This window comes from Pseudomonas sp. ES4, assembly GCF_050586665.1.
Lineage (GTDB): Bacteria > Pseudomonadota > Gammaproteobacteria > Pseudomonadales > Pseudomonadaceae > Aquipseudomonas > Aquipseudomonas frederiksbergensis.
The window spans coordinates 70,074-88,960 of the sequence record NZ_JBOBDO010000018.1; the positions used below are offsets into that span (position 1 = coordinate 70,074).

General features: G+C 58.0%; 19 protein-coding genes. 11 read left to right on the forward strand and 8 right to left on the reverse strand.

Annotation, left to right across the window (positions count from 1 at the left end):
* The first annotated feature begins 204 nt into the window (after nucleotides 1-204).
* Both ACQ4OB_RS19440 and htpX read left to right on the forward strand, forming a co-directional pair.
* Entirely contained in the window at nucleotides 205-1,416 is a 1,212-nt protein-coding gene (locus ACQ4OB_RS19440; protein WP_008145866.1) for a pyridoxal phosphate-dependent aminotransferase, read from the forward strand.
* Nucleotides 1,417-1,732: 316 nt separating this feature from the next.
* Nucleotides 1,733-2,620, forward strand: a complete 888-nt coding sequence (gene htpX / locus ACQ4OB_RS19445; protein ID WP_074878828.1) for a protease HtpX — start codon at nucleotides 1,733-1,735, stop codon at nucleotides 2,618-2,620.
* Nucleotides 2,621-2,810: 190 nt separating this feature from the next.
* Here htpX and ACQ4OB_RS19450 read toward each other — a convergent pair whose 3' ends face one another.
* The gene (locus tag ACQ4OB_RS19450; RefSeq protein ID WP_074878830.1) at nucleotides 2,811-3,467 is read right to left on the reverse strand and encodes a thiopurine S-methyltransferase; all 657 of its coding nucleotides are present in this window, start codon (nucleotides 3,465-3,467) and stop codon (nucleotides 2,811-2,813) included.
* A 103-nt stretch (nucleotides 3,468-3,570) separates the two neighbouring features.
* On the opposite strand from ACQ4OB_RS19450, the gene ACQ4OB_RS19455 reads away from it, so the two are divergent.
* Nucleotides 3,571-4,338 carry a DODA-type extradiol aromatic ring-opening family dioxygenase gene (locus ACQ4OB_RS19455; RefSeq protein WP_430956277.1) on the forward strand — a complete coding sequence of 256 codons (768 nt, stop codon included), beginning with the start codon at nucleotides 3,571-3,573 and terminating at the stop codon, nucleotides 4,336-4,338.
* A 30-nt stretch (nucleotides 4,339-4,368) separates the two neighbouring features.
* Here ACQ4OB_RS19455 and ACQ4OB_RS19460 read toward each other — a convergent pair whose 3' ends face one another.
* A complete protein-coding gene (locus ACQ4OB_RS19460; RefSeq protein ID WP_074878833.1) occupies nucleotides 4,369-5,082 on the reverse strand; it encodes a UTRA domain-containing protein in 714 nt (237 codons plus the stop codon).
* A 349-nt stretch (nucleotides 5,083-5,431) separates the two neighbouring features.
* Here ACQ4OB_RS19460 and ACQ4OB_RS19465 point away from each other — a divergent pair, with 349 nt between their 5' ends.
* The 6 genes from ACQ4OB_RS19465 (at nucleotide 5,432) to ACQ4OB_RS19490 (ending at nucleotide 10,788) form a co-directional block, all read left to right on the forward strand.
* Nucleotides 5,432-6,499, forward strand: a complete 1,068-nt coding sequence (locus tag ACQ4OB_RS19465; protein ID WP_074878835.1) for an ABC transporter substrate-binding protein — start codon at nucleotides 5,432-5,434, stop codon at nucleotides 6,497-6,499.
* A gap of 179 nt (nucleotides 6,500-6,678) precedes the next feature.
* Nucleotides 6,679-7,485, forward strand: a complete 807-nt coding sequence (locus tag ACQ4OB_RS19470) for an alkaline phosphatase family protein (RefSeq protein ID WP_074878838.1) — start codon at nucleotides 6,679-6,681, stop codon at nucleotides 7,483-7,485.
* A gap of 5 nt (nucleotides 7,486-7,490) precedes the next feature.
* Nucleotides 7,491-8,327, forward strand: coding sequence for an ABC transporter permease (locus tag ACQ4OB_RS19475; protein ID WP_173860451.1), 837 nt, complete (start codon nucleotides 7,491-7,493; stop codon nucleotides 8,325-8,327).
* Nucleotides 8,314-9,114, forward strand: coding sequence for an ABC transporter permease (locus ACQ4OB_RS19480; RefSeq protein WP_430956278.1), 801 nt, complete (start codon nucleotides 8,314-8,316; stop codon nucleotides 9,112-9,114). Before ACQ4OB_RS19475 ends, ACQ4OB_RS19480 begins: the two co-directional genes overlap by 14 nt.
* A complete protein-coding gene (locus ACQ4OB_RS19485) occupies nucleotides 9,111-10,100 on the forward strand; it encodes an ABC transporter ATP-binding protein (RefSeq protein WP_074878845.1) in 990 nt (329 codons plus the stop codon). Before ACQ4OB_RS19480 ends, ACQ4OB_RS19485 begins: the two co-directional genes overlap by 4 nt.
* 34 nt (nucleotides 10,101-10,134) lie before the next feature.
* On the forward strand, nucleotides 10,135-10,788 hold the full coding sequence (locus tag ACQ4OB_RS19490; protein ID WP_430956279.1) for an HAD family hydrolase: 654 nt from the start codon (nucleotides 10,135-10,137) through the stop codon (nucleotides 10,786-10,788).
* A gap of 44 nt (nucleotides 10,789-10,832) precedes the next feature.
* On the opposite strand, the gene ACQ4OB_RS19495 is transcribed toward ACQ4OB_RS19490, so the two are convergent.
* Nucleotides 10,833-11,795, reverse strand: coding sequence for a zinc-binding dehydrogenase (locus tag ACQ4OB_RS19495; protein ID WP_074878849.1), 963 nt, complete (start codon nucleotides 11,793-11,795; stop codon nucleotides 10,833-10,835).
* Nucleotides 11,796-11,977: 182 nt separating this feature from the next.
* Between ACQ4OB_RS19495 and ACQ4OB_RS19500 the strand changes: the two genes are divergently transcribed.
* Nucleotides 11,978-14,059, forward strand: a complete 2,082-nt coding sequence (locus ACQ4OB_RS19500; protein ID WP_162493960.1) for a carboxy terminal-processing peptidase — start codon at nucleotides 11,978-11,980, stop codon at nucleotides 14,057-14,059.
* A gap of 149 nt (nucleotides 14,060-14,208) precedes the next feature.
* A complete protein-coding gene (locus ACQ4OB_RS19505) occupies nucleotides 14,209-15,999 on the forward strand; it encodes a bifunctional diguanylate cyclase/phosphodiesterase (RefSeq protein WP_430956280.1) in 1,791 nt (596 codons plus the stop codon).
* Between the two features lie 13 nt (nucleotides 16,000-16,012).
* Here the strand turns inward: ACQ4OB_RS19505 and ACQ4OB_RS19510 are convergent, their stop codons facing one another.
* The 5 genes from ACQ4OB_RS19510 to ACQ4OB_RS19530 all read right to left on the reverse strand — a co-directional run bounded on the left by ACQ4OB_RS19510 (nucleotide 16,013) and on the right by ACQ4OB_RS19530 (nucleotide 18,716).
* Nucleotides 16,013-16,432, reverse strand: coding sequence for a sel1 repeat family protein (locus ACQ4OB_RS19510; protein WP_430956281.1), 420 nt, complete (start codon nucleotides 16,430-16,432; stop codon nucleotides 16,013-16,015).
* Nucleotides 16,433-16,804, reverse strand: a complete 372-nt coding sequence (locus tag ACQ4OB_RS19515; RefSeq protein WP_003223109.1) for a hypothetical protein — start codon at nucleotides 16,802-16,804, stop codon at nucleotides 16,433-16,435.
* Nucleotides 16,801-17,142, reverse strand: coding sequence for a helix-turn-helix domain-containing protein (locus ACQ4OB_RS19520; protein WP_074880824.1), 342 nt, complete (start codon nucleotides 17,140-17,142; stop codon nucleotides 16,801-16,803). The genes ACQ4OB_RS19515 and ACQ4OB_RS19520 overlap by 4 nt, the downstream gene beginning before the upstream one ends.
* 109 nt (nucleotides 17,143-17,251) lie before the next feature.
* Nucleotides 17,252-17,707: a YkvA family protein gene (locus ACQ4OB_RS19525; protein ID WP_074878857.1), complete on the reverse strand. Its 456-nt coding sequence runs from the start codon at nucleotides 17,705-17,707 to the stop codon at nucleotides 17,252-17,254.
* A 292-nt stretch (nucleotides 17,708-17,999) separates the two neighbouring features.
* Nucleotides 18,000-18,716 (reverse strand): FKBP-type peptidyl-prolyl cis-trans isomerase, encoded by a 717-nt coding sequence (locus ACQ4OB_RS19530; protein WP_074878858.1) that lies wholly within the window; start codon nucleotides 18,714-18,716, stop codon nucleotides 18,000-18,002.
* Nucleotides 18,717-18,887 lie beyond the last annotated feature (171 nt).

Genomic DNA, 18,887 nt, shown 5'->3' on the forward strand with positions numbered 1-18,887 from the left:
AAGCCCGATCTGAACCTTTTCCACGGATCGGGCGGCACGTATGATTGCGCCTCGTCAAACGCCAGTCTGGCAGCCAGACCACGCGCATTCAAACGGATTTATGGATGCTGCCTCTCAAGGCGTCAGGCCTGTGTGAATACGCAGGATTCCCAGCACGGTCGTTCATACACCGCCTGGATCGTTCATTTTCGGGAACACATCGCCATGCAGGTCAGCAAATCGAACAAGCTCGCCAACGTCTGCTACGACATTCGCGGCCCAGTGCTCAAGCACGCCAAACGCCTGGAAGAGGAAGGCCATCGCATCCTCAAGCTGAACATTGGCAACCCGGCGCCTTTTGGTTTCGAAGCGCCGGATGAAATCCTCCAGGACGTCATCCGCAACCTGCCGACTGCTCAAGGCTACAGCGACTCCAAAGGTCTGTTCAGCGCCCGCAAGGCCGTGATGCAGTACTACCAGCAAAAGCAGGTAGAAGGCGTCGGCATTGAAGACATCTATTTGGGCAACGGCGTTTCCGAGCTGATCGTGATGTCGCTGCAGGCCCTGCTCAACAACGGCGATGAAGTGCTGGTGCCGGCCCCGGACTACCCGCTGTGGACTGCCGCGGTGAGCCTGTCGGGCGGCAACCCGGTGCATTACCTGTGCGACGAGCAGGCCAACTGGTGGCCGGACCTGGCCGACATCAAGGCCAAGATCACCCCGAACACCAAGGCACTGGTGATCATCAATCCGAACAACCCGACCGGCGCGGTGTATTCGAAAGAAGTCCTGTTGGGCATGCTGGAACTGGCCCGTCAGCACAACCTGGTAGTTTTTTCCGACGAGATCTACGACAAGATTCTGTACGACGATGCCGTGCACATCTGCACGGCGTCCCTGGCGCCAGACTTGCTGTGCCTGACGTTCAACGGTCTGTCCAAGTCCTATCGCGTCGCGGGTTTCCGTTCCGGCTGGATCGCCATTTCCGGCCCGAAACACCATGCCCAGAGCTACATCGAAGGTATCGACATGCTGGCCAACATGCGCCTGTGTGCCAACGTACCGAGCCAGCACGCGATCCAGACCGCCCTCGGCGGCTACCAGAGCATCAATGATCTGGTATTACCCAACGGACGATTGTTGGAACAGCGCAATCGCACTTGGGAGCTGCTCAACGATATTCCCGGCGTGAGCTGCGTCAAGCCAATGGGCGCGCTGTATGCGTTCCCAAGGATCGACCCGAAAGTCTGCCCGATCCATAACGACGAGAAATTCGTGCTCGACCTGCTGCTGTCGGAGAAGCTGCTGGTGGTACAAGGCACGGCCTTCAACTGGCCTTGGCCGGACCACTTCCGTGTGGTGACCCTGCCGCGCGTGGACGAGCTGGACATGGCCATCGGACGTATCGGCAACTTCCTCAAGTCCTATCGCCAGTAACCTGCCTGTCACCGTGCGACGCTTGCGCATGTCGCACGGTGATTGATTCAGCAACATTTCTTTGCGCCCTGCCGAACATCGCTTCTTCAATCGCTGACCGATGCCTCGTTGCGTGCTCGCGCCTAACAACGGCGGGGCTTACGACGTTAATTGGCTGACAAACACTTCCTGCATCGATGTCGGAAATGCCCTTCAAACAGCTAGACTGTTGCCGTAGGACACAGTTTGAAATAGTCACCCGGTTGAATAGCCCGGGTCAGCACCTTATATACCCCGCAGTACGCTACATCTTTAGCATGAGGAGATTTCTACAACCATGATGCGCATCCTGCTGTTTTTGGCCACTAACCTGGCGGTCGTGCTGATTGCCAGCATCACCCTGAGCCTTTTCGGCTTCAACGGGTTCATGGCGGCCAACGGGGTTGATCTCAACCTCAATCAGCTGCTGATTTTCTGTGCGGTCTTTGGTTTCGCCGGTTCGCTGTTTTCGCTGTTCATCTCCAAGTGGATGGCGAAGATGAGCACCAGCACCCAAATCATCAGCCAGCCGCGCACACGTCACGAGCAATGGCTGCTGCAAACCGTCGAGCAATTGTCCCGGGAAGCCGGGATCAAGATGCCCGAAGTCGGTATTTTCCCGGCCTACGAGGCGAACGCCTTTGCCACCGGCTGGAACAAGAACGATGCGTTGGTCGCGGTCAGCCAAGGGCTGCTCGAACGCTTCTCGCCTGATGAAGTGAAGGCCGTTCTGGCCCACGAAATCGGCCACGTAGCCAATGGCGACATGGTCACCCTGGCATTGGTCCAGGGCGTGGTGAACACCTTCGTGATGTTCTTCGCACGGATCATCGGCAACTTTGTCGACAAGGTGATCTTCAAGAACGAAGAAGGCCAAGGCATCGCCTATTACGTGGCGACCATCTTCGCCGAGCTGGTCCTGGGCATTCTGGCCAGCGCCATCGTCATGTGGTTCTCGCGTAAACGCGAATTCCGTGCAGACGAAGCCGGTGCACGCCTGGCCGGCACCGCCGCAATGATCGGCGCCCTGCAACGCCTGCGGGCCGAACAGGGGCTGCCGGTGCACATGCCGGACACCCTGACGGCTTTCGGCATCAACGGTGGCCTCAAACAAGGCTTCGCCCGCATGTTCATGAGCCACCCGCCGCTGGAAGAGCGTATTGACGCGTTGCGTCGTCGGGGCTGAGAGGCTTCGCACTAACAAAAAAAGGCCCGCATTGAATGCGGGCCTTTTTTTGTCTGCTGATTTTTGCAGTGTTCATTCGGGCCCCATCGCGAGCAGGCTCACTCCCACATTAGACCGCGTCTATCTAGACAGCTCGGTCAACTGTGGGAGCGAGCCTGCTCGCGATGAGGCCGGTACAAACAACACCAATCTATCGGCTGGAAACCCGATAAACCCGCTCTTCAAGCCGCGTAACACCCTTTTCCAGGAACTTCCAGCTTTCGCCCAGAACGTCCTGATCTTCCAGAATCTTTAACTCCCACGACGCACCGAACAACCGCTGCACTTCGTCATCCAGCACGGCAAAGGGCGGTCCCTCCATTTGTGCCTGGTCGTAATCCAGGGTAATCAGCAGCCCCAGCGAATCCTTCGGCATAATCCGCTTCAGATGCTCGGCATATTGCTCGCGCATCTTCGGTGGCAAGGCGATCAACGCAGCGCGGTCGTACAGCGCGCTGCAATCGGCAACGTCGCCGGCCGTCAACGCGAAGAAATCACCACACCAGATCTCGATCGAGCCCGCCCGATAGACCGTGAAGGGGCCTTGATCGCTGACGTCCGGATCAAATTGATGCTCGTGGAAAAAGTCTTCCACCGCTTTTTCCGACAATTCGATGCCCAGCACCTCATGCCCGCATTTCGCCAGCCACAGCAGATCCAGGCTTTTCCCACATAACGGCACCAGTACGCGCGCGCCCTCTTCCAGGCCCAGCTGCGGCCAGTACCGTTGCAGATATGGATTCACTTCCGGCAGGTGAAAGCCGATCTGATTCGACGTCCACCGCTTGTGCCAAAACTCCGGCTGCATAATTAATCCCGAAAATTCGATCAAAAGACTCTAAAACTTATATTAGATTTAGATCAATGATCTGACTGAAGATGATGCCATCTTACCCCTCAGGAGCGCATTCATGTTCCCCAGCCTTTACATATCCCATGGCTCGCCCATGTTGGCACTGGAACCGGGCGCCAGCGGGCCCGCTCTTGCTCGCCTGGCGGCAGAACTGCCGAAACCCGAGGCCATCGTCATTGTTTCTGCGCATTGGGAAAGCAATGAGTTGCTCGTCAGCGGCAATCCCCAGCCTGAAACCTGGCATGACTTCGGCGGTTTTCCGCAGGCGTTGTTCAACGTGCAATACCCGGCACCCGGCAATCCACAATTGGCCGCAGAGGTTGTCGAACTGCTGAAAAGCAATGGCCTGCCCGCACGCATCGACGCCGAACGGCCGTTCGACCATGGTGTCTGGGTGCCCTTGTCATTGATGTATCCACAAGCCGACATCCCCGTGGTGCAAGTTTCGCTACCCACCCGCGGCGGCCCGGCCCTGCAGACCCGTGTCGGTCATGCCCTGGCCAGCCTGCGCGAACATGGCGTGTTGCTGATTGGTTCCGGGAGCATCACCCACAACCTGCGCGAACTGGACTGGCACGCCGGCCCGGAAAGCGTCGAACCCTGGGCCCAGGCATTTCGTGACTGGATGATCGAAAAACTCGCTGCCAACGACGAACCCGCGTTGCACGATTACCGTCAGCAAGCACCGAATGCCGTGCGCAACCACCCCAGTGATGAACATCTGTTGCCGTTGTACTTTGCGCGCGGTGCGGGAGGTACATTCAGCGTGAGCCACAAGGGATTCACCATGGGCGCCCTGGGCATGGACATTTACCGATTCGGGTAATGACAGAACCGAGGCCTGTGGCGGCCAGGCTCAGACCACATCAACCCCGACATGAATCGCATCGTGCCGCCAAAACTCCAGATCACAATCGATCAACCGTTCATGCTGATCGTAATTGACCCGAGCGATGCGCAACCCCGGGCTCCCCACCGACACCCGTAAAGCCGCCGCCGCATCCACCGACAACGCCGTCGGCACAATCTCGAAACGCACCCGCCCATAGTGCAAGTCGTAATGCCGGGCATACAGCTCGGTAATCGACTGATTCAGATCGAAATCCAGAATCCCCGGAAAAAACTGCGGATTCAAATAGTGCTCCACATACAACACCAGCCGCCCATCTATCCGCCGCGCCCGGCAAATCTGAATCACGCTGGACAACGCCGGCAGCTGCAACCAGGCACAGACCGCCGCCGACGCCGGTTGCAACCGCGCGGAAATCACCTCGGTGGACGGCACCCGCCCCTGTGCACTGACCATTGCGTGAAAGTGACTGCGCTGCATCAGGTTATAGGCCAGGCGCGGTGGCGATACGAACCAGCCACGGCGCTCCTCCCGATAAATCTGCCCCTGGGCTTCCAGTTGCAACAACGCTTCACGCACGGTGATCCGCGTGGTTGCGAACAACTCACTGAGCTTGCGCTCGGCCGGCAGTTTGCTCCCGGGCGCCAACAGGCCATGGTCGAGCTGTTCTTGCAGAACCTGCCCGATGGCTGTCACCGCTTTGGTTGTCTCGATGCGCATCAACGTTACCTATCTGGACTAGACCAGCACTGTTCCGGGGCGGAACCGCGATTCAAATCGGTTCCCTCAATTCCCGACAAGCCTAGGCACTGCTCATGACTGACAGATGACAAAGCCGCCGAACGGTTGCTCCAAACGCCTGCAATTTCACGGCCAAGTCCTTTTATATCAGCCTATTAGCCATGGTCTACGCTTACTCCGAAGCCTGAGCTTTGCAACTTGAAAAATATAGGCCGACCGGTCGTCGACATCAAAATGTCATCCGAGGCGCCTAAATTGGCTCAGGTATTGCTGACCTAGACCAACACAACCGCAATCGCAGCGTTGAAAACGCCCAAAGGAGCTTCGGATGAAACAGCTTTTCCTGGCCTCACTGTTAGGCTCGACCATTGCCATGTGTACCGCCGCGATGGCGGCTGATAGCGATTTGAAAACCCTCGAAGCCGCGGCGAAAGCGGAAGGTGAGGTCAACAGCGTCGGCATGCCCGACAACTGGGCCAACTGGAAAGGCACCTGGGATGACCTGGCCAAGAACTACGGCCTGAAACACATCGACACCGATATGAGCTCGGCCCAGGAAATCGCCAAGTTCGCCGCTGAAAAAGACAATGCCACTGCCGATATCGGTGATGTCGGTGCCGCGTTCGGTCCGATCGCGGTGAAGCAAGGCGTTGTGCAACCTTACAAGCCAAGCACCTGGGATCAGATCCCGAGCTGGGCCAAGGATAAGGACGGCAACTGGGCGCTCGCCTACACCGGCACCATCGCGTTCATCGTCAACAAAAAGCTGCTGCACGGTTCCGACGCTCCGACCAAATGGGCTGACCTCAAGGACGGCAAATACAAGGTTTCCATCGGTGATGTGAGCACCGCGGCCCAAGCCGCCAACGGTGTTCTGGCTGCCGCGCTCGCCAATGGTGGCAATGAGAAAAACCTCCAGCCGGCGCTGGATCTGTTTTCCGATATCGCCAAGCAAGGCCGCCTGTCGATGGCCAACCCGACAATTGCCACCATGGAAAAGGGTGAAATCGAAGTCGGCGTGGTCTGGGACTTCAACGGTCTGAGCTACAAGGCCAAAATGGCCAACCCGGATGACTACACCGTGCTGATTCCCTCCGATGGCTCGGTGATCTCTGGTTACACCACCATCATCAACAAGTACGCCAAGCACCCGAATGCCGCCAAGCTGACCCGCGAATACATTTTCAGCGACGCCGGCCAGATCAATCTGGCGCGCGGCAACGCCCGTCCGATCCGCGCCGAGCATCTGACTCTGCCGCCCGAGGTTCAGGCCCAGTTGCTGCCTAACGAGCAGTACAAAAAGGTCACGCCGATCAAAGACGCCGATGCATGGGAAAAGACCTCCAAAGCCCTTCCGCAGAAGTGGCAGGAAGAAGTCATCATCAACATGCCGTAACACGGTAGATCCCCATTCGGGGATCTGATGGAGATCCAATGTGGGAGCGAGCCTGCTCGCGATGAGGGACTGTCAGCCAACATCAATGTTGAATGTCAGACCGCTATCGCGAGCAGGCTCGCTCCCACAAAGGATTGGTTGCGTATTTGAATCATCTGTTTTGCGGAGTTCCAGCCCCTATGAAGCACAACGTCATCCTTGTCGTGCTCGACGGCCTCAATTACGAGGTCGCCCGTCACGCCATGGGGCACCTGCAGGCTTATGTCGGCGCAGGACGCGCGGCACTCTACAAACTGGAGTGCGAATTGCCGGCGCTGTCCCGACCGCTTTACGAGTGCATCCTGACCGGTGTCACCCCGATCGACAGTGGCATCGTTCACAACAACGTCTCGCGCCTGTCGAACCAGCGCAGCATCTATCACTACGCCAGCGATGCCGGCCTTGTCACCGCCGCCGCGGCCTATCACTGGGTCAGTGAGCTGTATAACCGTTCGCCGTTCGTGGCCGCGCGGGATCGTCACACCGACGACCTGGACCTGCCGATCCAGCACGGTCATTTCTACTGGAACGATCACTACCCGGACTCGCACCTGTTCGCCGACGCCGAAAACCTGCGCCTGCGTCATGCGCCGAATTTTTTACTGATCCATCCCATGAACATTGACGACGCCGGGCACAAGCACGGTCTCGACACCCCGCAGTACCGCAACAGCGCCCGTTCGGCCGACATAATTCTGGCCGATTACCTGCAAACCTGGCTCGACGCCGGGTATCAGGTGCTGGTGACCGCCGACCATGGCATGAACAACGATCGTTCCCACAACGGCCTGCTGCAGGAAGAACGCGAAGTACCGCTGTTCGTCCTCGGCGATGCTTTCAGCTTCAATGCCAACGCCGCACCGAAACAGACTGAAATCTGCGGCACTGTCTGTGAACTGCTGGGCGTGCCCCATGACAAACCTGTGTGCCGGGAGCTGCTCAAGTGAACACCATGACCCGCGGAAAATGGCTGGCAGCCTTGTGTCTGGTGCCTTTCGCATTGTTCTTTATCGTATTCCAGATCGCCCCGCTGACCTGGGTGATGATCAACAGCCTGCAATCGGAAGAGTTCGGCTGGGGCATTGCTAACTTCACCAGGATCTTCAATTCGAAGTTCTATCTGCAGGCGATCCAGTTCAGCCTCGAGATCAGTTTCTGGTCCAGCGTGTTCGGGATCATCATCGCGGTGCTCGGCGCCTATTCCCTGCGCCGGGTCGACTCGAAACTGCGCAACTTCGTCAACGCCTTCGCCAACATGACCAGCAACTTTGCCGGCGTGCCTTTGGCCTTCGCGTTCATCATCCTGCTGGGCTTCAACGGCAGCTTCACCATCATGCTCAAGCAGGCCGGGATCATTCAGGACTTCAACCTGTATTCGAAAACCGGGCTGATCATTCTCTACACCTACTTCCAGATTCCGCTCGGCGTGCTGCTGCTCTACCCGGCCTTTGATGCCCTGCGCGAAGACTGGCGCGAATCCGCCGAGTTGCTCGGCGCCAATGGCTGGCAGTTCTGGCGGCACATCGGATTGCCCGTGCTGACCCCGGCGCTGCTCGGTACGTTTGTGATCCTGCTGGCCAACGCCCTGGGCGCCTACGCGACGGTGTACGCACTGACCACCGGCAACTTCAACGTGCTGCCGATCCGCATCGCGGCGATGGTTTCCGGCGACATTTCCCTGGACCCGAACCTGGCCAGTGCTCTGGCCGTGGTACTGGTGGCGTTGATGACCTTGGTGACCATCGTGCATCAGTTGCTGTTGAAGAGGAGCTACCATGTCTCGCGCTGAACAGGGCCCCGTCGGGATCTATCACCGGGTGGTGGTGTATTTGCTATTTGCCATCCTGCTGCTGCCGTTACTCGGGACGCTGATTTACTCGATCTCCAGCAGTTGGTCGGCGACCATTCTGCCCAGTGGCTTTACCGTTAAATGGTACTTGGAGCTGTGGAGCGATCCGCGCTTTCTCCATTCGTTCGGCCAATCGCTGCTGGTCTGCGTCGGCTCGCTGATTCTGTCCGTGGTGCTGATTCTGCCGCTGCTGTTTGTGGTGCATTACCACTTCCCGAAACTCGATGCCCTGATGAACATCCTGATCCTGCTGCCCTTCGCGGTGCCGCCGGTGGTGTCATCGGTGGGTCTACTGCAGCTCTACGGTTCCGGGCCATTCGCGATGGTCGGGACGCCGTGGATTCTGATCGGCTGCTACTTCACCGTGGCGCTGCCGTTCATGTACCGGGCAATCACCAATAACCTGCAGGCGATCAACTTGCGCGACCTGATGGATTCCGCTCAGTTGCTCGGTGCCAGCACCTGGCAAGCGGCGTTCCTGGTGGTGCTGCCAAACTTGCGCAAAGGTTTGATGGTGGCGTTGCTGCTGTCGTTCTCGTTCCTGTTCGGTGAGTTCGTGTTCGCCAACATCCTCGTCGGGACCCGCTTCGAAACCCTGCAGGTCTACCTCAACAACATGCGCAACAGCAGCGGCCACTTCACCAGTGCGCTGGTGATTTCCTATTTCTTCTTTGTGCTGGTTCTGACCTGGGCGGCCAATATTTTGAACAAGGACAAAAGCCAATGAGCTTCGTCAGCGTCCAACACCTACTGAAAAGCTACGCGGGCACCACGGTGTTCAGCGACATCAACTGTGAAATCCAGAAGGGTGAGTTCGTCACCCTCCTCGGCCCGTCCGGTTGCGGCAAGTCCACACTGCTACGCTGCATCGCCGGGCTGACCTCGGTGGATGGCGGCAAAATCCTGCTCGATGGCCAGGACCTCGTGCCGTTGAGCCCGCAAAAACGCGGGATCGGCATGGTGTTCCAGAGCTACGCGCTGTTTCCGAACATGACCGTTGAGCAGAACGTCGCCTTTGGTTTACGCATGCAGAAGGTCAACGCCGACGACAGCCATAGGCGTGTTGCCGAAGTACTGAAACTGGTGGAACTCAATGACTTCGCCGCGCGTTATCCGCATCAACTGTCCGGCGGTCAATGCCAGCGAGTCGCCCTCGCCCGCTCGTTGGTGACCCGGCCTCGCCTGTTGTTGCTGGATGAACCGCTGTCGGCCCTGGATGCACGGATTCGCAAGCACTTGCGCGAACAGATCCGTCAGATCCAGCGCGAACTCGGCTTGACCACGATCTTCGTCACTCACGATCAGGAAGAAGCCCTGACCATGTCCGACCGGATTTTCTTGATGAATCAGGGAAAGATCGTACAAAGCGGCGACGCCCAGACCCTTTACACCGCCCCCATCGATCTCTTTGCCGCAGGTTTCATCGGCAACTACAACCTGCTGGACGCCGACAGCGCCACAAAACTGCTGCAGCGACCGATTACCCACCGCATCGCGATACGCCCGGAAGCCATCGAACTGAGCCTGAACGGCGAACTCGACGCACAAATCCGCAGCCACAGCCTGTTGGGAAACGTGATTCGCTACCGGGTCGAAGCTCGGGGCGTGGAATTGGTGGTGGATGTGCTGAACCGCTCGGCGGCCGATCTGCATCCCGATGGTCAGCGTCTGGCGCTTTCCATCGATCCGACGGCCCTGTGTGAGGTAGCCTGATGACTTTGCTGATGTTGAAGAGAGAACCGCACTGATGGCCCTGGCAATTTTTGATTTGGACGAAACCCTGATCCACGGCGACTGCGCCACCCTCTGGAGCGAACAAATGGGTCGCCTGGGCTGGGTCGATCCCGAGTCGTTCATGCGTCAGAACAATGAACTGATGGACGCCTACAGCCACGGCAAACTACGGATGGAGGAGTACATGACCTTCAGCCTGGAGCCGATGATCGGGCGCACCCCCGAAGAGGTCGACCATTTGGTAGGGCCTTGGGTGGAAGACTTCATCGAGCCGATCATTTTCAGTGACGCCACCAAAGCCATTGCCGCCCATCGCAAGGCCGGCGACCGGATTTTGGTGATTTCGGCGTCGGGCACGCACCTGGTCAGGCCGATTGCCGATCGTTTGGGCATTGACGAGATTCTCGGCATTGAACTGGAAGTGGCACATGGGGTGTATAGCGGCAACACCGTTGGCACGCTGACCTACCGCGAAGGCAAAATCACGCGATTGCTGGAGTGGCTGGATGCGCAAGAGGAAAACCTCAAGGGCGCGAGCTTCTACTCCGACTCACGCAATGATTTGCCGTTGCTGCTGAAGGTGGATTTCCCACACGTGGTAAATCCCGATCCGGTGCTGCTTGAGCACGCAGAAAAAGCCGGCTGGCCAATTCATACCTGGAAGTAACCTCCTCGCCTGATCGTTCCCACGCTCTGCGTGGGAACGATCAATCAAACCAGGCTTTCGTCGATCACCAACACCAACTTTCCCGACACCTTGTTAGTCGCCAACTCCGCAAACGCCGCTTCGGCGTCCTTGATCGGGAAGGTCTTGGCCAATTGCGGGCTCAAACGCCCTTCGGCAAACAGCGGCCAGACATGTTGGCCGAGATCGCTGAACAGATCCGCCTTGAACTGTTCGTCACGACTGCGCAAGGTCGAACCCAGCAGTTGCACGCGCTTGGCCAGTACCTGTGCCAGATCCAGCTGCGCCTCACGACCGCCCATCAGGCCGATCAGCACCCAACGACCATCGAGCGCCACCAGTTTCAGATTCAACGCGGCGTAGCTGCCGCCCACCGGGTCGAGAATCACATCGAACGGCCCCAGGTCGCTCAAGCTATCCAGATCGCCGTTGCGCACGACCCCACCTTGGGCACCCAGCGCTTCGCAGTAAGCCAAACGCTCGGCGGAACCGACGCTGACCCAGCACGGGTTACCAAACGCCTTGCACAGCTGAATGGCAGCTGAACCGATTCCACTTGCGCCGGCGTGCAGGAGAACTTTCTCACCTGGCTTGAGCGCAGCCAGTTGAAACAAATTCAGCCAAACGGTCGCATACACTTCGGGCAGCGCTGCCGCCTCAGCCAGGGACAAACCTTCGGGAACCGGCAACACATGCCGTCCGTCGACAACTACCTCCTCGGCCATCCCGCCCCCGGCCAGCAAGGCGCAAACCCGATCCCCGACCTGCCAGGACGAGCCCGGCCCCACCTCGCTGATCACCCCCGAACACTCAAGACCCAGTACCTGACTGGCTCCCGGCGGTGGCGGATAAAGGCCCGCTTTCTGTAACAAATCGGCGCGATTGAGACCCGCTGCCGCCACTCGAATCCGAACTTGTCCTACATCGCATGTAGGACTGGGCTCTTCAAGCCACTCCACTCGACCTTCAACGCCTTGCAATGCTTTCACAGTGCCTCCATAGTGAGTCTGGACTGAGCCCGTAGCTGTAGCGCCGGGCTTTCTTGCATTATGCGACCGGCCCTGGGGTCTGTACGAAAGCTAACAGGCAGTTTCCATACAGAGACTAGTGGTACCGGCGACTTCAAAGACGGCCTAATATGCGTGATCAATTGTCCCCGCGTCGAATCAGCATGAAGCATTTTTTCCCCAGCACCGCCCTAGCCCTGTTCATTGGTATCGGTCTGCTGCCGATGTCGACCCATTCGTTTGCAGCCAACAGCTGGGACAAGCTTCAGCCTGATCGTGACGAAGTGATCGCCAGCCTGAACGTCGTCGAGTTGCTAAAGCGCCATCACTACAGCAAGCCGCCGCTCGATGACGCGCGTTCCGTGATCATCTATGACAGCTATATCAAACTGCTGGATCCGTCGCGCAGCTACTTCATGGCCAGCGATATTGCCGAATTCGACAGGTGGAAAACCCAGTTTGACGATTTCCTCAAAAGCGGCGACCTGAACGCCGGGTTCACCATCTACAAGCGCTACCTGGACCGCGTCAAGGCGCGTCTGGACTTCGCCCTTGCCGAGTTGAACAAAGGCGTCGACAAGATCGACTTCAACGCCAAGGAAACCTTGCAGGTCGATCGCAAGGACGCCCCATGGCTCAAGAACACCGCAGAACTCGACGACCTGTGGCGCAAACGCGTCAAGGACGAAGTCTTGCGGCAGAAGATCGCGGGCAAGGATTCCAAGCAGATTCAGGAAACCCTGACCAAGCGCTACAAGAATCAATTGGCGCGCCTGGACCAGACCCGTGCGGAAGATATCTTCCAGGCGTACATCAATACCTTCGCCATGTCCTACGACCCGCACACCAACTATCTGTCACCGGATAACGCGGAAAACTTCGACATCAACATGAGCCTGTCCCTCGAGGGCATTGGCGCCGTGTTGCAGAGTGACAACGACCAGGTGAAAGTCGTGCGTCTGGTGCCTGCCGGCCCGGCCGACAAGACCAAACAGGTCGCACCGGCCGACAAGATCATCGGCGTTGCCCAGGGCAACAAGGAAATGGTCGACGTGGTCGGCTGGCGCCTGGACGAAGTGGTCAAGTTGATCCGTGGGCCAAAAGGCACCGTGGTGCGCCTGGAAGTGATCCCCGCCAGCAATGCGCCGAACGACCAGACCAGCAAGATCGTCCCGATTACCCGCGAAGCGGTGAAGCTTGAAGACCAGGCCGTGAAGAAGTCGGTTCTCAACCTGAAACAGGACGGCAAGGACTACAAGCTCGGCGTCATTGAGATCCCGGCCTTCTACCTGGACTTCAAGGCCTTCCGTGCTGGCGATCCGGATTACAAGAGCACCACTCGCGACGTCAAGAAACTGCTGACCGAGTTGCAGAAAGACAAGGTCGACGGCGTGGTCATCGATCTGCGCAACAACGGCGGCGGTTCCTTGCAGGAAGCCACCGAGCTTACCAGTCTGTTCATCGACAAAGGCCCGACCGTTCTCGTGCGTAATGCCGATGGCCGGGTCGATGTGCTGGAAGATGAAAACCCGGGAGCCTTCTACAAAGGGCCGATGGCGTTGCTGGTCAACCGCTTGTCTGCGTCGGCTTCGGAAATTTTTGCCGGCGCCATGCAGGACTACCACCGCGCCTTGATCATCGGCGGCCAGACCTTCGGTAAAGGCACCGTGCAAACCATTCAGCCGCTGAACCATGGCGAACTGAAACTGACGCTGGCCAAGTTCTACCGGGTTTCCGGCCAGAGCACCCAGCATCAGGGCGTACTGCCGGACATCGATTACCCGTCGATCATCGACACCAAGGAAATCGGTGAAAGCGCACTGCCTGAAGCCATGCCGTGGGACACCATCCGCGCGGCCATCAAGCCTGCGGTCGACCCGTTCAAGCCGTACATTTCGCAGCTCAAGTCCGAGCATGACGTACGCTCGGCCAAGGACGCGGAGTTCGTATTCATCCGCGACAAACTGGCCCTGGCGCAAAAACTGATGACGGAAAAAACCGTCAGCCTCAATGAAGCTGATCGTCGCGCACAGCACGCCGATATCGAAGCCAAGCAACTTGCCATGGAAAATATCCGTCGCAAGGCCAAGGGTGAAGAGCCGCTCAAAGAGCTGAAGAAAGAAGACGAAGACGCGATTGCGGCCGAGACAGACAAGACCAAACCAGAAGACGATGCCTACCTGAGCGAGACCGGGCGGATTCTGTTGGACTATTTGAAACTCAATACCGCAGTAGCCAAGCACTAAATGGTTACACGCAAGATGATGGCAATTTAATGCTGACGCTCCCCGGAGCGTCATCAAACAGTCATCATTCTGTCGTGAAATAAAGGACTGGGAGCCCCTCTTCATCGAAGAGAGTGCTCCCGGTCCTTTTTTTATCGCCAGAGAAAGCCATGACCACCACAGAACAGCTGAGTGCCTTGAGTTTCATACTGACTCAAAGCGGTTTGCACAGCTTGTTCCAGCCGATCATTTCCCTCTCCGAGCGACGTATTGTCGGTTACGAAGCCCTCAGTCGCGGCCCCTCCAACAGTCCGCTGCACTCTCCCCTCGCGCTGTTCGCCGTTGCCCGTCAGGCAGGCCGGTTGAGCGAGCTGGAAATCGCTTGCCGTCAAAGCGCCTGCCGACATTTCAATGAGCAGCAACTACCCGGCAAACTGTTCCTCAACGTTTCCCCTGAATCCCTGCTCGAAGCCGCCCACCAACCCGGGCGCACCCTGCAACTGCTGCAGGATTTCGGTATACCGCCAAGTCAGGTGGTAATCGAACTGACCGAACAGACCCCGACCGATGATTTCGAGCTGTTGCAAACCGCTCTGCATCACTATCGAGCGATGGGTTTTTCCATAGCACTGGATGATCTGGGCGCAGGCTATTCGAGTTTGCGACTGTGGTCTGAATTGCGTCCGGACTACGTGAAGATTGATCGACATTTCATCGACGGCATTCACCAGGATGCCTTAAAGCGCGAATTTGTCGGCTCAATCCTGCAAATTGCCAAGGCCTCGCGGGCACAAGTGATCGCTGAAGGTATCGAGCTGCCGGAAGAACTCGCGGTGTTGACCGAGATGGGCGTGGATCTGGTTCAGGGTTATCTGCTCTGCCGCCCCCAGGAACATCCGCCTCGTGATGCCCGAGCCCTGATGCCCAAGCGGGAAAGCACTGCGGTGGCGTTGAATGATGAAGTCAGTGACCTTAGCGCTTTGCTTAACGACCAACCCGCAGTGGGTCGCGATACCCCGACCGCGACAGTGCTGGAAGCCTTTCGCCGCCAGGCCAACCTGAACTCCCTGGCGGTGCTCGACGAGCAAGGCCAGCCCTGTGGCATCGTCCACCGGCATTCGCTCTCCGATGCACTGCTCAAGCCTTTTGCCACCGACCTGTTCGCCCGCAAGCCGATCAGCCGCTTAATGAGTGATGACTTCCTCGCCGTTGAGATGAGTCAGTCGTTGCAACAAGTGAGTCGCCTGATCACCAGCCGCGCGCGACAGCGCATCGAAGAAGACTTCATCATCACCCTCAACGGTGGTTACCTGGGACTGGGCCGGGTGATCGACGTACTCAAGCTGATTACCGAACTGAAGATCCAGCAAGCCCGTTACGCCAACCCGCTGACCCTGCTGCCGGGCAACGTGCCGATCCAGCAATGCCTGTCGCGACTGCTGCAACAGCAACGGGAGTCGGTGATTTGCTACGTCGACATCGACAGTTTCAAACCCTTCAACGACATCTACGGCTACGGCCGTGGGGATGAAGTCCTGCTGTGCCTGGCGCAATGCCTGAATGATCGCGTCGACCCTTCCCGCGACTTTGTCGGCCATATCGGCGGCGATGACTTCCTGCTGGTACTCGGCCCGGAAGACTGGCGCAAACGCTTGAACCAGTTACTGGACGACTTCCAGAGCCAATGCCGACGCTTTTATCGCAGTGAACACCTGGAAGCCGGCTGCTTCATCGCGCCAAACCGTCAGGGTGTGCGCCAGGAGTTTGCGTTGTTGTCACTGTCGATTGGCGTGGTGCATTTACATCCACAGGCCTGTGGACAACTCGATGCAAGCCAGTTGGCGGAGATGGCATCGCAGGCCAAGCATCACGCGAAGAATATGCCGGGGTATAGCGTGCATGTGATCGATAGTCTGGGGGTGCCAGCAGCCGAAGAAGAATTGCTCGTCGGGCAGCGGTGATTGATCTGCCAACTCAGATCGAGGGCGGTGCCTCGGAACCGCGAGCCGCCAACTCTTTCAGTTTAAGTTCGGCCAACGGATGCCCTGCTTTGGCGGCGATCTCCCAAAACCGCGCAGCTTCAACCGCATCCGGTGCCTTGCTCGGCGTTCCCGCCAGGCTGATCACACCCACCTGATACGCTGCTTTGCCATCCCCCGCCAACGCCGCCAGGCGCAGCAATCGAACACCTTCCTCACGAGCCCCAAGGCCCACGCCGCGAAAGGTCAGAATGTGGCCATAGAAGCTCTGGGCGCCAACATCACCCAGGTTCGCCATGCGTGCGAACTGGCCTTCGAGCCAGCTCCAGCCACGCGGCTGACGCACAAACCATGACCAGTGAAACAAGCGGCAAGCCAGCCAGTAGCTGGCCCGCGCCTTGAGTTTTAAAAACACTCAGGCCTCCGCCGATTCCGGGTACTCGTATTCGAACACCCGCACCACTTCCGAGGCATGCCAGGACGCTGCGGCCACCCCGTCGGACGGCCCGGAGAAACGCCCCAGACGCTCGACACATTCAAAGAATCCGGTGCGCGGCAGGCGGCTGGCGCCCTGGCTGATCACCAGCGAACTGCGCAATGGCTGCTCGGCCTTGGCGTCCAGCGCGGCCAGATGCTCAAGGGCGGCGGTCAAGGTTTGCATGGCCGGTGTGGGTAATTGCAAACGTTCAAGCAACGCCCGGTATGTCAGAAGATGACGCTGGCGCCGTGCCTGATCCAGTTCGCCTAGCAACCCGTCCCAATGTTGACGACTGATGCGTACGCTCACGATTCATCCCTCCACCCTGGCACCGTCAATTCCCAGGCCAGGCTGCGGCGAATCGCAGCGTCGGGTAGACGCTCGCCACTTTCGATCAAGGCCAGATAAGACGGGCTGATGCCTACCGTGCGGGCCAACGCCTCGATGGCGATGCCCTTCCCTTCGCGCAAACTGCGTAATTGATCCAGCCCCGGAAGAATCTGGTCTGGTGTTGCCGCCGGACGCTCGGGGGCGACCCGAGGCGGTTGTTCATTGATGCCTGCTGCTTTCAGTAGAGCCTGATACTGAGCCCATGGAAGAACCGCATACTCGGGCTCTCCTTCGCGTGTAATTATCTGAATATCCATGACTACCCCGTAGGACAACAACACTTAGCGAGTCGGCACTTTTCCCTAGAAGTGTAATCCTAACAGCGGCCAAGGTCGCGGGGGTATCAATGGATGAGTCTGAATCAGTTCAGTTTTTTTTCGGACCCTGAAGTTGAAGTTGTTCGGGTGTATCGGGCAGGCGTTCGACCACCGCAAGCTTTTCCGGCAACTGACGCTTGCGCCAGGCGCGGAAGGCGTTGAGTTCATCGTCGAGAACCTTCATCAGCCAAGCCAGCACGGCAATGTCATCGAGCATGCCGAACACTGGAATGAAGTCCGGCAAGGCATCCAGCGGACTGAGGAAATACATCAGGCCTGCCACCACCGATATCAGCGCTTTCGGGCTGATGGACCGATACTCGCCGCGCCAGTAAGCCAGGCAGAGTGCCTGCAACAGGCGTAGATCATCCTTGATCTTGCCCAGCCGATTACCTTGGCTGGCACCTTTGCTGGCTACGGCGAAGAGCAAGGTCGGCAAACGTCCGCGCGCGAGCAGGCGTCCAGCCAAAGGCAGGAAACGAGCGAAATTCCAGGGCGTTTTCATCATTTCTCCCGCTGAAATGTTATCCACACAAATTGTGGATAACCTTGTGAACAGAGCTGCATTTCATGGCTGAAAGCCCCGATTCATAAGGGCCTGACTCAGATCGGGCGTTTTTTACTCACATAAAAAAACCCAAGATTTCATTGACTTGGCGCTTTGGCGCGGCTAGCGCGGGCGCCCTCAATGGCTAAGACTCCAGCCTATAGCATCCGTTCGCTTTGTTTACCTTCGCCGAACGCCAGATGCAACAACGCCCCGCATAAGCGAGGCGTTGTTTTTAAAGCAGACGCTGTTACTTGGCAGGAGCGTCTTGTTTTGCCGGATCCTTGATTGCCAGCAGTTCCAGGTCGAATACCAGCACCGAATTGGCTGGAATCGCCGGGCTTGGGCTTTGGGCGCCGTAAGCCAGTTCGCTAGGGATGTACAGTTTGTACTTCTCGCCAACGTGCATCAGTTGCAGGCCTTCGACCCAACCCGGAATCACACCGCTGACCGGCAGATCGATCGGGCTGCCACGCTCGACGGAACTGTCGAAAACGGTGCCATTGGTCAGGGTGCCGGTGTAGTGAACGGTCACTACGTCAGTCGGCTTAGGCTGTGCGCCATCGGCTTTCTTGACCACTTCATACTGCAGGCCCGAAGCGGTGGTGGTTACACCGGCTTTCTTGGCGTTGTCTTCGAGGAATTTCTTGCCGGCAGCTGCCGACTCTTCGCTCATTTTGGCCATACGCTCTTCAGCACGCTTTTGCAGCGCAGCGAAGGCTTCGACCAGTTCGTCATCCTTCAGCTTCTGTTCTTTCTTGCCGACGGCATCTTCAATGCCCTGGGCTACGGCTTTGGAGTCCAGATCATCCATGCCTTCCTGAGCCAGGCTCTTGCCCATGTTCAGGCCAATCCCGTAGGAAGCTTTTTGCGCCGGGGTTTTCAGCTCTACGCTGGTCTGCGAATCACAACCCGCAAGTACCAGGCCAACCAGGGCCACCGCCGCCGCCAACCGATGCTGTTTCATGCTATTTCCTTGTTCATGCGCCTAAAGGGCAATCGAGTAAAGCCGCGAGCTTATCAGGCCGCCACGACCAATGGCTACCGGCATGAGAGCAGGAAACTTCTGATAAGTTCAGGTGTTTTAACGCATTTGGGGAATGGGCGGATGAAGGTTCTGTCATCTTGCGCTCGCAAG